The sequence below is a fragment of the Leifsonia soli genome (assembly GCF_013408745.1).
In the GTDB taxonomy this organism is placed as follows: domain Bacteria; phylum Actinomycetota; class Actinomycetes; order Actinomycetales; family Microbacteriaceae; genus Leifsonia; species Leifsonia soli.
The window spans coordinates 252,239-265,673 of sequence record NZ_JACCBJ010000001.1; the positions used below are offsets into that span (position 1 = coordinate 252,239).

At 72.5% G+C, this 13,435-nt stretch carries 13 protein-coding genes; 9 read left to right on the plus strand and 4 right to left on the minus strand.

Annotation, left to right across the window (positions count from 1 at the left end; translation table 11 throughout):
* Both BJ963_RS01175 and BJ963_RS01180 read left to right on the plus strand, forming a co-directional pair.
* Positions 1-1,428, plus strand: a complete 1,428-nt coding sequence (locus tag BJ963_RS01175; RefSeq protein ID WP_179454014.1) for an amidase — start codon at positions 1-3, stop codon at positions 1,426-1,428.
* Between the two features lie 78 nt (positions 1,429-1,506).
* Positions 1,507-2,883: an aminotransferase class V-fold PLP-dependent enzyme gene (locus BJ963_RS01180; RefSeq protein ID WP_179454016.1), complete on the plus strand. Its 1,377-nt coding sequence runs from the start codon at positions 1,507-1,509 to the stop codon at positions 2,881-2,883.
* A gap of 71 nt (positions 2,884-2,954) precedes the next feature.
* On the opposite strand, the gene BJ963_RS01185 is transcribed toward BJ963_RS01180, so the two are convergent.
* Both BJ963_RS01185 and BJ963_RS01190 read right to left on the minus strand, forming a co-directional pair.
* On the minus strand, positions 2,955-4,751 hold the full coding sequence (locus BJ963_RS01185) for a gamma-glutamyltransferase family protein (protein WP_179454018.1): 1,797 nt from the start codon (positions 4,749-4,751) through the stop codon (positions 2,955-2,957).
* Positions 4,752-4,753: 2 nt separating this feature from the next.
* Entirely contained in the window at positions 4,754-5,128 is a 375-nt protein-coding gene (locus BJ963_RS01190) for a DUF1844 domain-containing protein (RefSeq protein ID WP_089913019.1), read from the minus strand.
* Between the two features lie 267 nt (positions 5,129-5,395).
* Between BJ963_RS01190 and infC the strand changes: the two genes are divergently transcribed.
* The 3 genes from infC to rplT are packed head-to-tail and all read left to right on the plus strand — an operon-like array spanning position 5,396 to position 6,682.
* Entirely contained in the window at positions 5,396-6,052 is a 657-nt protein-coding gene (gene infC, locus BJ963_RS01195; protein ID WP_089913016.1) for a translation initiation factor IF-3, read from the plus strand.
* Entirely contained in the window at positions 6,052-6,246 is a 195-nt protein-coding gene (gene rpmI / locus BJ963_RS01200; protein WP_018190164.1) for a 50S ribosomal protein L35, read from the plus strand. The genes infC and rpmI overlap by 1 nt, the downstream gene beginning before the upstream one ends.
* 43 nt (positions 6,247-6,289) lie before the next feature.
* On the plus strand, positions 6,290-6,682 hold the full coding sequence (rplT, locus tag BJ963_RS01205) for a 50S ribosomal protein L20 (protein ID WP_089913014.1): 393 nt from the start codon (positions 6,290-6,292) through the stop codon (positions 6,680-6,682).
* Between the two features lie 65 nt (positions 6,683-6,747).
* Here rplT and BJ963_RS01210 read toward each other — a convergent pair whose 3' ends face one another.
* The gene (locus BJ963_RS01210) at positions 6,748-7,635 is read right to left on the minus strand and encodes an aldo/keto reductase (protein WP_179454020.1); all 888 of its coding nucleotides are present in this window, start codon (positions 7,633-7,635) and stop codon (positions 6,748-6,750) included.
* 78 nt (positions 7,636-7,713) lie between these two features.
* Here BJ963_RS01210 and BJ963_RS01215 point away from each other — a divergent pair, with 78 nt between their 5' ends.
* The gene (locus tag BJ963_RS01215) at positions 7,714-8,292 is read left to right on the plus strand and encodes a TetR/AcrR family transcriptional regulator (protein ID WP_179454022.1); all 579 of its coding nucleotides are present in this window, start codon (positions 7,714-7,716) and stop codon (positions 8,290-8,292) included.
* Between the two features lie 21 nt (positions 8,293-8,313).
* Here the strand turns inward: BJ963_RS01215 and BJ963_RS01220 are convergent, their stop codons facing one another.
* Positions 8,314-8,667, minus strand: coding sequence for a hypothetical protein (locus BJ963_RS01220; RefSeq protein ID WP_179453681.1), 354 nt, complete (start codon positions 8,665-8,667; stop codon positions 8,314-8,316).
* 75 nt (positions 8,668-8,742) lie between these two features.
* On the opposite strand from BJ963_RS01220, the gene BJ963_RS01225 reads away from it, so the two are divergent.
* The 3 genes from BJ963_RS01225 to pheT all read left to right on the plus strand — a co-directional run bounded on the left by BJ963_RS01225 (position 8,743) and on the right by pheT (position 13,212).
* Positions 8,743-9,543, plus strand: a complete 801-nt coding sequence (locus BJ963_RS01225; RefSeq protein ID WP_179454024.1) for a TrmH family RNA methyltransferase — start codon at positions 8,743-8,745, stop codon at positions 9,541-9,543.
* An 85-nt stretch (positions 9,544-9,628) separates the two neighbouring features.
* Positions 9,629-10,669 carry a phenylalanine--tRNA ligase subunit alpha gene (gene pheS / locus BJ963_RS01230; protein WP_089916846.1) on the plus strand — a complete coding sequence of 347 codons (1,041 nt, stop codon included), beginning with the start codon at positions 9,629-9,631 and terminating at the stop codon, positions 10,667-10,669.
* On the plus strand, positions 10,669-13,212 hold the full coding sequence (pheT, locus tag BJ963_RS01235) for a phenylalanine--tRNA ligase subunit beta (RefSeq protein WP_179454026.1): 2,544 nt from the start codon (positions 10,669-10,671) through the stop codon (positions 13,210-13,212). The genes pheS and pheT overlap by 1 nt, the downstream gene beginning before the upstream one ends.
* The last annotated feature ends 223 nt before the right edge of the window (positions 13,213-13,435 follow it).

The window sequence follows — 13,435 nt, forward strand, 5'->3', positions numbered from 1 at the left end:
ATGGCCGACCTCCACGAGCTGACCGCGCTCGCACTCTGGCAGGAACTCCAGTCCGGGCGCGTGTCGCCCCGTGAGCTGGCCTCGCACTACCTGGACCGCATCGAACGCCTGAACCCCGAGCTGGGAGCGTTCGTCACGGTCACCCGGGAGCTCGCGCTCGAACGGGCCGACGAGGTGACCGAGCGGGTGCCGAAGACCGCGCCGCTGTGGGGGCTGCCGTCGGGCGACAAGGACCTGTGGATGCGCGCCGGCGTGCCCACCGGGTTCGGCTCCCGTGCGATGGCCGGCTTCGTGCCGGACACCAGCGACGAGATCGTCGAGACGCTCGACGCGGCGGGGGCGGTGAGCCTCGGCAAGACCAATGCGCCGGAGTTCGGACTCCCCGCGTACACGGAGTCGCTGGCCGCGCCGCCCGCGCGCAACCCGTGGAATCCGCAGCTCGGCGCGGGCGGATCGAGCGGGGGAGCGGCGGTCGCCGTGGCGGCGGGGATGCTGCCGTTCGCGCCGGGGTCCGACGGCGGCGGCAGCATCCGCATCCCCGCCGCCGCGTGCGGGCTGGTCGGGCTCAAGCCGTCGCGCGGGCTGGTGCCCGCCGGCAGCGGGATCGATTCGCTGGCGGGGCTCGTGGTGGATGGCCCGATCGCCCGGACGACAGCGGATGCGGCCCTGCTGCTGGACGGGATCATCGCGAAGCGCAACGGCCGCATCGATCACCACTACACGCTACGCGCGCCGTACGACGACGACGGCCCCTTCCTCGGAACGGCCGTGCGCGGCGAGGGCCGGTTCCAGCTCGGGGTGATGACCACCTCCGCCTGGGACGGCGCGTACGACATCCGGATCGCTCCGGAGGCGCAGGAAGCGCTCGCCGTGGCCGTCGACGCCGTCAGCTCCTTGGGCCACGGGGTCGAGGAGACCGCGCTCGAACCCGACGACACCTACGCTCCGGCGTTCCGCACGATCTGGCAGGCCGGTGCGGCGCGCATCCCGGCCGAGGGGGACGCGCTCGCCCTGCTCGAGCCGTTGACCGCGTGGCTGGTCGAGCGCGGTCGCTCCCTCAGCGCACGGGAGCTGAGCGAGGCGCTCTCGGCCCTCACCGCGTACGAGCGGAGCTTCATCCGCCAGTTGTCGTCGTTCGACGCCGTCCTGACGCCCGCGATGGCCCTCACCCCGCGTCCGGTCGGCTGGTACGACCAGGAGGACGGGGAGCGGAACTTCGAGCAGCAGGTGCAGTACACGCCCTTCACCTCCATGCTGAACGTCACCGGCCTGCCGGCGATCGTCCTCCCGGTGTCGCAGACCGCCGACAGCCTGCCGATGGGGGTGCAGTTGATCGGCCGCCCCGGCGGCGAGCGGACGCTGCTCTCGCTGGCCGCCCAGCTGGAGCGCCGCCTCCGCTGGGCGGAGCGACGCCCGCCCGTCTGGTGACGAGATGCTCGCAGGTGCTGCCTTCCGCCCCGAAAAGGCAGCAACAACGAGCACCTCGGCGGCCACTAGCATGCGCGTGTGAGTGATCGGGAGGGATTTCGGGAGCCGCTCGCGGAAGCGGTGCGGTCGGCGGAGCGGTGGCTCGACGGCGTCCGCGACGGACGCATCCCGCCCGAGGCGGACGTGGAGCAGGTGAAGGATGCGCTGGGACGCGCGCTGCCCGACCGCGGGCCGGCCCCGGTCGAGGTGATCCGCAGGATGTCTGCGGCGATCGAGCCGGGCCTGATGCGCATCCACTCGCCGCGCTTCCACGGCTGGGTGATGGGAGGGGCTCAGCCGGTCGCGCTGGCCGCCGACTGGCTGACCTCTGCGTGGGACCAGAACAACGGCCTCCGCTCCGTCACGCCCGGGGTCGCCGGCGCGGAGGAGCTCGCGGCGGAGTGGCTTCTCGACCTGCTCGGGCTGCCCGATACCGCGGAGGTGGGGTTCGTCACGGGCGCCACCGTCGCGAACGTCGTCGGGCTGACCTGCGGCCGGGACGAACTGCTGCGACGGGCCGGATGGGACCCCGGCGACGGACTGGCCGGGTCTCCGCGCATCCGCGTCCTGGCCGGCGCGGAGCGGCACGGCTCGGTGGACAGCGCCGCGCATCTCGCCGGGCTCGGACGCGCGCGGGTCATCGTGGCGGACACCCAGGGGCGGATGCTGCCCAACGCCCTGCGCGAGGCGCTGGCGGACGGCGACGGGCCGGCCCTCGTCGTGCTGCAGGCGGGCAACATCCACTCGGGAGCGTTCGACCCGTTCCCCGAGCTGATCCGGATCGCGCGCGACGCCGGCGCCTGGGTGCACGTGGACGGCGCGTTCGGCCTCTGGGCGGCCGCCGCCCCCGGGCTGCGCGCGCTGACCGACGGGATCGACGGCGCGGACTCCTGGGCGACGGATGCGCACAAGACGCTCAGCGTCCCCTACGACTGCGGTATCGCCGCCGTCGCCGATCCGGCCGCACTGCACGGCGCCATGGCGCAGCACGCCGCCTACCTCGCCTCCTCCGCCGACGTGGCCGACCCGAGCGACCGCGTCCCGGAGCTGTCCCGCCGCGCCCGCGGGCTGACCACGTACGCGACGCTCGCTCAGCTCGGCCGCCTCGGGGTCGCCGACCTGGTCCAGCAGCTGGCGGACGCGGCGGCGGTGATCGCCGACGGCATCCGCGGCATCCCCGGTGCGGAGGTGCTCAACCAGGTCGTCTACACGCAGGTGTGCGCGTCCTTCGGCAACGACGACCGCACCCGTGCGGTCGGAGCGGCGCTCCTCGCCGACGGGGCGGCGCTGGCATCCCCGTCGACGTGGCAGGGCAGGGCGGTGCTGCGCTTCTCGGTCAGCAACTGGCTCACCGACACCGAGGAGGCCGGCCGCACCGTGGCAGCCGTCCGCCGCGCGGTGGACGCGGTGGGCTGACCGGCGGGTGGGCTGACCGGCGGGTGGGCTGACCGGCGGGTGGGCTGCGGCGCGCGGGTCGACCGGGGTTCTCAGCGTCCCGCGGCGTACCCCTGCTGGCCGCGGGGGTTGGCTGCGGCCGTGAGCACGCCGGTCTGCGGGTCGCGGCCGACCGACGACAGACGGCCGAGCGTCCAGTCGCCTGCGCGGGTGACGCGGTGGCCGCGCGCCTCCAGTCCCGCGATGACGTCGTCGCCGAGGCGATCCTCGACGACCGCGCCGGCCGGCTCCCAGGTGCGCGGCCAGAACGACTCCGCGATGGCCGTCGTGTGCAGCGCCGGCGCATCGATCGCCTGCTGCGGGGAGTAGCCGCCCACGATCGTGCGCAGCAGGTACAGCAGCTGCCACTGATCCTGCTGGTCGCCGCCGGGGGAGCCCAGCGCGGTCACGGGGACGCCGTCGCGCAGCACCAGCGTCGGCGTGAGCGTGGTCCGCGGTCGGCGGCCGGGCGTGAGCGTCGACGCCGATCCCTCCTCCAGCCAGGTCATCTGCAGGCGGGTGCCGAGGCAGAATCCCAGCTCCGGGATGGTCGGCGACGACTGCAGCCAGCCGCCGGACGGCGTCGCCGAGACGATGTTGCCCCAGCGGTCGACCACATCGATGTGGCAGGTGTCGCCGCGGGTCTCGCCGGTCCGCGAGACGGTCGGCTCGCCGACGCCCGCCGTCGTGACGCCGGACGGCGGGGTGTACGCGGTGCGCAGCGGCGGCGCGAAGGGCTCGCGGCCGGGCAGCGCGCCCGGACGGAACCCGGTCGAGGCGCGATCGCCGATCAGGGCGCGGCGCTCGGCGGCGTAGGCGGGCGACAGCAGCGTGTCGAGCGGCACGTCGTCGTCGCCGAAGTAGGCGTCCCGGTCGGCATAGGCGAGCTTCTGCGCCTCCAGAATCGTGTGGGCGCCGAGCTCGGTGGACGGGTCGAGTCGGTCGTCGTCGAAGCCGTCCAGGATGGCGAGGGTCGCGAGCAGAGCGGGGCCCTGACCCCAGGCGGCCGTCTTCGCGATCGTGTGCCCGCGGAACTCCGAGGTGATCGCCGGTTCGTAGGACGCCCGGTACGCCGCGAAGTCGGACGCGGCGATGACACCCGCGTGGTCGCCGCCGTCGGAGTGGCGGTGCGGCGTTCGCACGAACGCATCGACGGCCTGCGCGACGATTCCCGTCGCCCACTCCGTGCGCGCTGCCTCGATGCGCTCCTCCCGCCGCGCCGCGCCGTCGCCCGCGGCGATGAGGCGGCGCAGCACCCGCGCGTACGCCGGGTCGGTGATCAGCTCGCCGGGCTGCGGGATGCGGCCGCCCGGCATCCACCGCTCCGCCGACGTCGGCCAGTGCTCGGCGAACAGCGGTGCTACGCGCTCGATCGTCGCGCACACGCGTTCCAGCACGGGATGGCCGCCCTCCGCATAGCCGATCGCGAACGCGAGCACGTCCGCGAGCTCCCAGGTGCCGTGATCCTTCAGCAGCAGGAGCCACGCGTCCACGGCGCCCGGGACCGCCGCGGCCAGCGCGCCGGAACCCGGGACCAGCTCCAGTCCCTCGGCGAGGTAGTGCTCGCGGGTCGCCCCCGCGGGCGCCGGCCCCTGGCCCGAGAGCACGACCGGGGCCGGGTCGTCCGCCGTCGCGACGAGGGCGACGAGGTCGCCGCCCGGTCCGTTCAGGTGCGGCTCGACGACGTGCAGCACGAAGGCGCCGGCCGCCGCAGCGTCGAAGGCGTTGCCGCCGCGCTCCAGCACGGCCTGCGCGGCGGCCGTGGCGAGCCAGTGCGTCGACGCGCTCATTCCGAACGTGCCCTGGAGGGTGGGGCGCGTTGTGAACGCGGGAGGCGGCGTGAACGCCATGGTCAGCTGACCGGGCCGGTGTACTTCTCGCCCGGCCCCTTGCCGATCTCGTCCGGGATCGCCGATGCCTCGCGGAAGGCCAGCTGCAGGGAGCGGAGGCCGTCGCGGAGGCTCCTGGCGTGCTGGTCGCCGACGTGCGGCGCGCTCGCCGTGACCAGGCCGGCGAGGGCGTCGATGAGCTTGCGGGCCTCATCCAGATCGGTCTGGTGCTCCGGGTCGTCCGCCAGCCCGCACTTGACGGCGGCGGCGCTCATCAGGTGCACCGCGGTGGTGGTGATCACCTCGACGGCGGGCACCTCGGCGATGTCGCGGGTGGCCTCGGCCACGCCGTCCTCGCCGTGGCCGGAGTCGTCGAAAGTGAAGGATGTGTCGCTCACTGCATTCCTCTGTTAGAATCGTTGGGCTCCGGGACTTCTGTCCCGGTACGAAAGTGGAGATTCCTCCCACCCGCGCTTGACCGTTTTCTAGGTTACCGGGTCGTTGCACTCCGCCACCGCGTGCGAACGCAGGGGTAGTCAGGGTGTTGTACCAGGCCTGTGATCCTCGGATCGCAGGCCGCGCTGGTGCGTGGAACCTCCTCTTTCGCCGGAACGTCACCGACGATCCGTGGCTCGCGAAGAATCGCTTGATCAGAGGAGACAGACATCAGCGAACCCCGTACGAATGACCGTATCCGCGTCCCCGAAGTACGACTCGTCGGCCCCAGCGGAGAGCAGGTCGGTGTCGTCAAGATCGAGGTCGCACTGCGACTCGCGCAGGAGGCCGACCTCGACCTGGTCGAAGTCGCGCCCAACTCCAAGCCGCCGGTCGCCAAGATCATGGACTACGGCAAGTTCAAGTACGAGGCTGCGCAGAAGGCCAAGGAGGCCCGGCGCAACCAGGCGAACACCATCCTCAAAGAGGTGCGGTTCCGCCTCAAGATCGACAAGCACGACTACGAGACCAAGCGCAAGCGCGCAGAAGGCTTCCTGAAGGCCGGCGACAAGGTGAAGGCCATGATCCTCTTCCGAGGCCGTGAGCAGTCGCGTCCGGAGCAGGGCGTCCGTCTGCTGCAGCGCTTCGCGGAGGACGTCGCCGAGCTCGGCACGGTGGAGTCCAACCCCACGATCGACGGGCGCAACATGGTGATGATCATCAGCCCCGTGAAGAACAAGTCCGAGGCCAAGGCCGAGGCCAACGCAGTACGTGCCGCATCCAAGGCGCGCGCCCAGGGGCGCGACCAGGACGCGGTTGCTGAGACAGCCGACGCTGCTCAGTCCGATGAGAGTTCGCCCGCCCAGGCGACGAACGAGGAGAAGTAATGCCCAAGCAGAAGACCCACTCCGGCGCCAAGAAGCGCTTCAAGATCACCGGCAGCGGCAAGGTCATGAAGCAGCAGTCCGGTATGCGCCACAACCTGGAGCTCAAGTCCAGCCGTCGCACGCGCCGGCTGAACCAGGAGCAGGTCGTCCCCGAGGTGGACGCCAAGGTCATCCGCCGGATGCTCGGCAAGTAACTCGCCCGCTCAGATCTTTTATCAGCACTAAGGAAATCGACTAATGGCAAGAGTGAAGAGGGCGGTCAACGCCCACAAGAAGCGTCGGGTCATCCTCGAGCGCGCCGAGGGCTACCGCGGTCAGCGGTCGCGCCTCTACCGCAAGGCCAAGGAGCAGGTCACCCACTCCCTCGTCTACGCGTACCGCGACCGTCGTCAGAAGAAGGGCGACTTCCGCCGTCTCTGGATCCAGCGGATCAACGCGGCGAGCCGCGCCAACGGCCTCACCTACAACCGCTTCATCCAGGGCCTGGGCCTGGCGGGCGTCGAGGTCGACCGTCGCATCCTCGCCGACCTGGCCGTGAACGAGCCCGCGACCTTCGCGGCTCTCGTCGAGACCGCCAAGAAGGCGCTGCCGGCCGACACGTCGGCCCCGAAGGCGGACGCCGCCGCGTAACACGCGCATCCACGAACGGCCCGGTCGACTCACGTCGGCCGGGCCGTTCTGCGTCTGTGCAGCGGTCAGTCGCCCGCGATCGCGTCGAGCCGCTCGACCTGGTCGTCGGTGAGGCGCACGGAGCCGGCGGCCACGTTCTCCTCCAGGTGGGCGACGCTGCCGGTGCCGGGGATGAGCAGGATGTCCGGTGCGTGCGCGAGCAGCCAGGCGAGGCCCACCTGCGCCGGCGTCGCGCCGGCCTCGGCGGCGACACTCCGCACCACCGCGTGGTCGGCGACCTTCGGCAGCCCGGGGAAGCCGCTGCCGAGCGGGAAGTACGGCACCCAGGCGATTCCTTCCGCGCGGCACAGGGCCACCATGTCCTCGAAGTCGCGGGTGAGCACGGAGTAGCCGTTCTGCACGCACGCGATGCCGGCGGGAAGCGCCCGCCGGACGGTGTCCACCCGGACGGCGCTCAGGCCGATCCCGCCGATGACGCCGGCGTCGCGCAGCGCCATGAGCTCGGCGAGCTGGTCGTCCAGATCGACGAGTTCGTCGTCGGGCACGGTGAGGCCCGGTCCGACCTCCGGGCGGCGCAGATTGACGACGTCGAGATGGTCGCGACCGAGCGTGCGCAGGTTGGCGTGCACCTGATCCCGCAGCTCGTCGGGCCGCTGGGCGAGGGCGAGCGGAACCGGCGCATCCACCCGCACGGCGCCGACCTTCGTGGCGACCGCGATCGCCGGGTCGTCGCCGAATGCCCGCCGGATGATGTCGTTCGAGACGCTGCGACCGTAGAAGTCGGCCGTGTCGAGGTGGTCGACGCCGAGCTCCGCCGCGCGATGGAGGAGCGCCGTTCCCGCCTCCGGCTCGTGCTCGAATCTCTCGAGGGCCATCGCGCCGTACCCGATGCGGGCGACCTCCCGGCCGCCCAACCGGTACACGCCGCCGGGTCGGATGCTGCTCGCGGTCATGGAACCTCCTACACTGGGATGAAAGCGGAGGAGCCTCCGCTATTCCGACCGTAACACTTAACCGGAGGGACCTCCACTTTGACGGAGACGCCGGCGCATCCCCGACGCCCGCGAGCGGATGCGGCGCGCAACCGCGCGGCCATCCTCGACGCGGCACGCGACGCACTGACGTCGTCGGGGGAGGACCCCGCGCTCGAAGCCATCGCACGCGCCGCGGGCGTGGGGATCGGGACGCTGTACCGCAACTTCCCGACCAGGGAGGAGCTGGTGGCCGCGGTCTACGCGAGCGAGCTGGACGCCGTGCTCGGCACGGTGGGACCGCTGCTGGAGAGGATGCCGGCGGACGCGGCGCTGCGGGAGTTCATGCGCCGGTACGCCGGGTTCATCGCCACGAAGCGCGGAATGGCCGAGTCGGTCCGTGCCGGAGCCCTCCGCTCGGCCGCGGCGTCGGCCGACACGCGGCGCCGGGTCAACGAGGCGATCGGGCTCTTCCTCGCCGAGGGAGCTCAGCAGGGCGTGCTCCGTTCGGACGCCGTCGCCGACGACGTGACCGCCGCCATGATCGGGGTGTTCCTCTCGACGGCGCAGAGCTCCGACCCCGGTCAGGTGGACCGGCTGCTCGACCTGGTGGTGCGCGGCCTGCGGGTGGACGGGTGATCCGCCCGTAGCCCCGCGGGGTCAGTCGTCGGCGCCGTGGCCGCCTGAGCCGTGATCGTCGCCCGCGTCGTGACCGGCGGGATCATCCGCGCCGTGGCCGCCGGACCCGTGGTCGTCGCCGAGGTCATGGGCGGCCGGGTCGTCTGCGCCGTGGTCGTCGGGTGCCGGAACCGATACCGCCGTGGGCGGATCGCTCGGCGTCGGGCGCTGAATACGGTCATCGAGCACCGGCGACGGTGTCCCGCTCTGGTGGACACTGTGGAGACGATCGTCTCCGCCGGCACCGGCCGTCGCGGCCACCGCCGCGGCCGTCCCGAGACCCAGGGCGACGACCGCCGCGCCGCCGATCCACGCCATCCTGATGCTGTTCCTCATCGTTCAGCCTCCATCCGTTCTCCCTTAACACGAGACGCGAGGCCGTCCGGATCACCGGCACCCTAAGCTGGTGCCATGCTGGACAACCCGCGCTCGCCGCGCGTCAGGGCCGTCGCCAAGCTCGCCAAGCGTCCCGCCCGTGCCGAGACGGGACTGTTCCTCCTCGAAGGGCCGCAGGCCGTTGAAGAGGCGCTCGCGTTCCGGCCGGAGCTCGTCGTCGACCTCTTCGCCACTCCGACGGCGCTCGAGCGGTATCCCGAGATCGCCCGCGCGGCGTCCGACGCCGGCATCGAGGTGGAGTTCGTCTCAGAGCACGTGCTGGATGCGATGGCCGACACTGTGACGCCCCAAGGCTTCGTCGCCGTCGCGCGCCAGTTCCCGACCTCGATCCGCGACATCTTCGCCGGGTCTCCGCGGCTCGTCGCCGTGCTGGAGGAGGTGCGCGACCCGGGCAACGCCGGGACGATCATCCGCGCAGCCGACTCGGCCGGAGCGGATGCCGTGGTGCTGAGCGGCCGGACGGTCGACCTGTACAACCCCAAGGTGGTGCGGTCGACCACCGGCTCCCTGTTCCATCTGCCGGTCGCGGTGGGGGCCGACCTGGCCGACGTCGTCGGACGCGCGCACACCGCGGGCCTGCAGGTGCTCGCCGCCGACATCAAGGGGGAGGACCTCCTCTCCGCGCGCCGGGACGGCGAGCTCACCCGGCCGACCGCGTGGGTGTTCGGCAACGAGGCGCACGGGCTCGACGACGAGCTGCTCGGGCTGGTGGACCGCGTGGTCACCGTCCCGATCTACGGGAAGGCCGAGTCGATGAACCTGGCGACGGCCGCCTCGGTGTGCCTCTACGAGTCGGCGTTCGCGCAGCGCTCCTGAACGGTCCTTCTCCACAGGCGGGCACCATCCACAGCCCGGGCTCCGCGCTGAGTCGACGCCGTCGCGCCGACTAGACTGGGTGACCGTGTCAGATTCCACGGAGATCACCGAATCCGCGGTCGAGTCGGCGGTCGGTGCGGCGCTCGCCGCGATCGATGCCGCGCACGACTCGACGGCGCTGAAGGCGGTGCGCCACGACCACACGGCCGAGGGTTCGCCGCTCGCCCGGCTGAACGCGAGCATCCGGTCGCTCCCCGGCGACCAGAAGGCGGCGGCCGGCAAGCTCGTCGGCGGTGCACGCGCACGCGTGAACCAGGCGTTCACCGCCAAGGAGGCCGAGATCGCCGCGGCGGAGGAGGCCGCGCAGCTCGCCGCCGAGACCGTCGACGTCACGGCGCTGCCCTCGCGCTGGACGCCGGGCGCCCGCCACCCGCTGAGCCTGCTCCAGGAGCGCATCGCCGACGTCTTCGTCGGGATGGGCTGGGAGGTCGCGGAGGGGCCGGAGCTCGAGAGCGAGTGGTACAACTTCGACGCCCTCAACTTCGACGCCGACCACCCGGCGCGCGCGATGCAGGACACCTTCTTCGTCGAGCCGACGGACGCGCACCTCGTGATGCGCACGCACACCTCGCCGGTCCAGCTGCGTGCGCTGCTCGGCGACGACCTGCCCGTCTACCGGATCGCTCCCGGCCGCGTCTTCCGCACCGACGAGTTCGACGCGACGCACCTCCCGGTGTTCCACCAGACGGAGGGCATCGCGGTCGACAAGGGCCTCACCATGGCGCACCTGCGCGGAACGCTCGACCACTTCGTGAAGACGCTGTTCGGCGACGAGGCGCGCGTGCGGCTGCGCCCCAACTACTTCCCGTTCACCGAGCCGAGCGCCGAGCTCGACCTGTGGCACCCCACCTTCACGGGCGGCGCCCGCTGGATCGAGTGGGGCGGCTGCGGCATGGTCAACCCCAACGTCCTGCGCTCCGCCGGGATCGACCCGGACGTCTACTCGGGCTTCGCGTTCGGGATGGGCGTCGAGCGCGCCCTGATGTTCCGCAACGACGTCAAGGACATGCGCGACATGGCCGAAGGCGATGTCCGTTTCTCCCAGCAGTTCGGAATGGTGGTCTGATGCGCGTCCCCCTGAGTTGGCTCGGCGAGTTCGTCGACCTGGAGCCCGGCACGACGCCGGAGGAGGTGCACGCCGCCCTCGTGTCCGTCGGGCTCGAGGAGGAGGACATCCACACCTTCGAGCTGAGCGGTCCGATCGTCGTCGGCCAGGTGCTCGAGTTCGTCGAGGAGCCGCAGAGCAACGGCAAGACCATCCGCTGGTGCCAGGTGCGCGTCGCCCCCGATGGTGAGAAGGCGGCCGACGGCGGCGCCGACGTGCGCGGCATCGTCTGCGGCGCCCGCAACTTCTTCGAGGGCGACAAGGTCGTCGTGACGCTGCCCGGCGCCGTGCTTCCCGGACCCTTCCCCATCGCGGCACGCAAGACGTACGGGCACGTGTCCGACGGCATGATCGCCTCGGCCCGCGAGCTCGGCCTCGGTGAGGACCACGACGGCATCCTCCGCCTGTCGACGCTCGGCCTCGACGCGGAGGTCGGCACGGACGCGGTGAGCCTGCTCGGGCTCGACGACGCGGCCGTCGAGGTCAACGTCACGCCCGACCGCGGCTACGCGTTCTCGATCCGCGGCATCGCGCGCGAGTACTCGCACGCGACGGGTGCGGCCTTCCGCGACCCCGCCGACGCGGTCCCGCTCGGCTCCGTCGCCGACCACCCGAGCGGCTTCAGCGTCACGGTGGACGACACCGCTCCCATCCGCGGTCGTGTCGGCGCGAGCGTCTTCGTCACCCGCGTCGTCCGCGACGTCGACGGCTCACGCCCCACCCCGCCGTGGATGATCGCGCGGCTCACGCTCGCCGGCATCCGGTCGATCTCGCTCATCGTCGACATCACGAACTACGTGATGCTCGAGCTGGGGCAGCCCATCCACGGCTACGACCTCGACAAACTGTCCGGCGGCATCGTGGTCCGCCGCGCGACGCCGGGGGAGACGCTGGTCACCCTCGACGGCCAGACCAGGAAGCTCGACCCGGAAGACCTCGTGATCGCGGACGCCTCCGGGGCGATCGGCCTGGCCGGCGTCATGGGCGGAGCATCCACCGAGATCGGCGACGGCACCCGCACCGTGCTCGTCGAGGCGGCGAACTTCGACCCGGTGTCGATCGCGCGGACGGCCCGCCGCCACAAGCTGCCCAGCGAGGCGTCCAAGCGCTTCGAGCGCGGTGTCGACCCGCAGGTCGCCGTGGCCGCGGCCGCGCGCGTCGTGCAGCTGCTCGAGCAGCTCGCCGGCGGTCGTGCGGACGAGCTCGGCTCGCTGCTGGACGACTCCGAGGCCGCCGAGCCCATCCGCCTGCCGAAGGGGTACATCGCCTCGCTCGTCGGCGTCGAGTTCTCCGACGACGAGGTGCGCGGAGCGCTCGCCGAGATCGGCGGCACGGTGACCGAGACGGCCGACGGCCTGCTGGTCGCCCCGCCGACCTGGCGCCCGGACCTCCGCGACAAGTCGGACCTGGCGGAGGAGGTCGCCCGCATCGTCGGCTACGACCGCATCCCGTCGGTGCTGCCGGTCGCGCCTCCCGGCCGCGGGCTGACGCGCGAGCAGCGCCTCCGTCGCGCGGTCGCCCAGACGCTCGCCGACAACGGCGCCACCGAGGTGCTGTCGTTCCCGTTCGTGAGCGAGGCCCAGAACGACCTGTTCGGCTCCGCCGAGCCCGGCGGCGTCCTCGCGGTCCGCCTGGCCAATGCTCTCGACGCGACCGCGCCGTACCTGCGCACGTCGCTGCTCCCCGGCCTGGTGGATGCGGCGAAGCGGAATCTCGCGCGCGGGCTCGTCGACCTCCGCGTCTACGAGCTCGGCACCGTCTTCCGGCCGTCGGAGGGGTCGATCGGCAGCGAGACGCTCCCGCCCGGCGCCGCGCTGCCCGGTGCCGACATCCTCGCCGGACTGAATGCGGGCATCCCGGCGCAGCCGCGACACCTCGCCGGCCTCGTCGTCGGCAACGCCGTCGAGAAGCAGCCGGGGCTCGCCGCCGTGCCGGCCGGCCTGGTCGACGCGCTCGACATGGTGCGCCAGACCGCTGCCGCCGTCGGCGTGACCGTCGACCTGGTGCAGTCGTCGCACCAGGCGCTGCACCCGGGTCGCACCGCGCGGCTCGTCGCCCGCGGTGCCGACGGGTCCGAGACCCCGGTGGGATACGCGGGCGAGCTGCTCCCGGCGCTGGCCGACGACCTCGATCTGCCGCGCGTCGTCGCGGTCTTCGAGCTCGACCTCGACGCCCTGATCGCCGTCGCCCCCGCCGACATCGTCGCGGGCGTCATCGCGGGCTTCCCTGCCGCGACGCAGGACCTGTCGCTCGTGGTGCGGGAGGACGCCCCGGCCGGCGAGGTGCTGCGCGCCGTCCGCGAGGGTGCAGGGGAGCTGCTCGAGGACGTCCGGCTGGTCGACGACTACCGCGGACCCGGCCTGCCGGATGCGCACAAGAGCCTGACCTTCGCCCTGCGCTTCCGCGCGGCGGACCGCACCCTGACCGCCGCAGAGGCGAGCGAGGCGAAGCTGGCCGGCGCGGCCCGGGCCGGCGAGCTGTTCGGCGCGGCGATCCGGGAGTAACCGCCACGAGCCCGGTTGCCGCCACCAGCACCCCTGGCCGGTCCCTGACCGCAGCGATGCACCCGCATCCGCTGCGCGACGGGGCCGGCCGCGTGCGTCCCCGCCCGGATTTGGTGGCCGCCGGGGAAGGGGCGCTAGGGTTGTCCCATGCTTTCCGTCCGGCGCACCGCTTCGACGCGTGCGGCTCTCGCCGCTCGCGCGATGCGCCGACGCCTGCGCGACC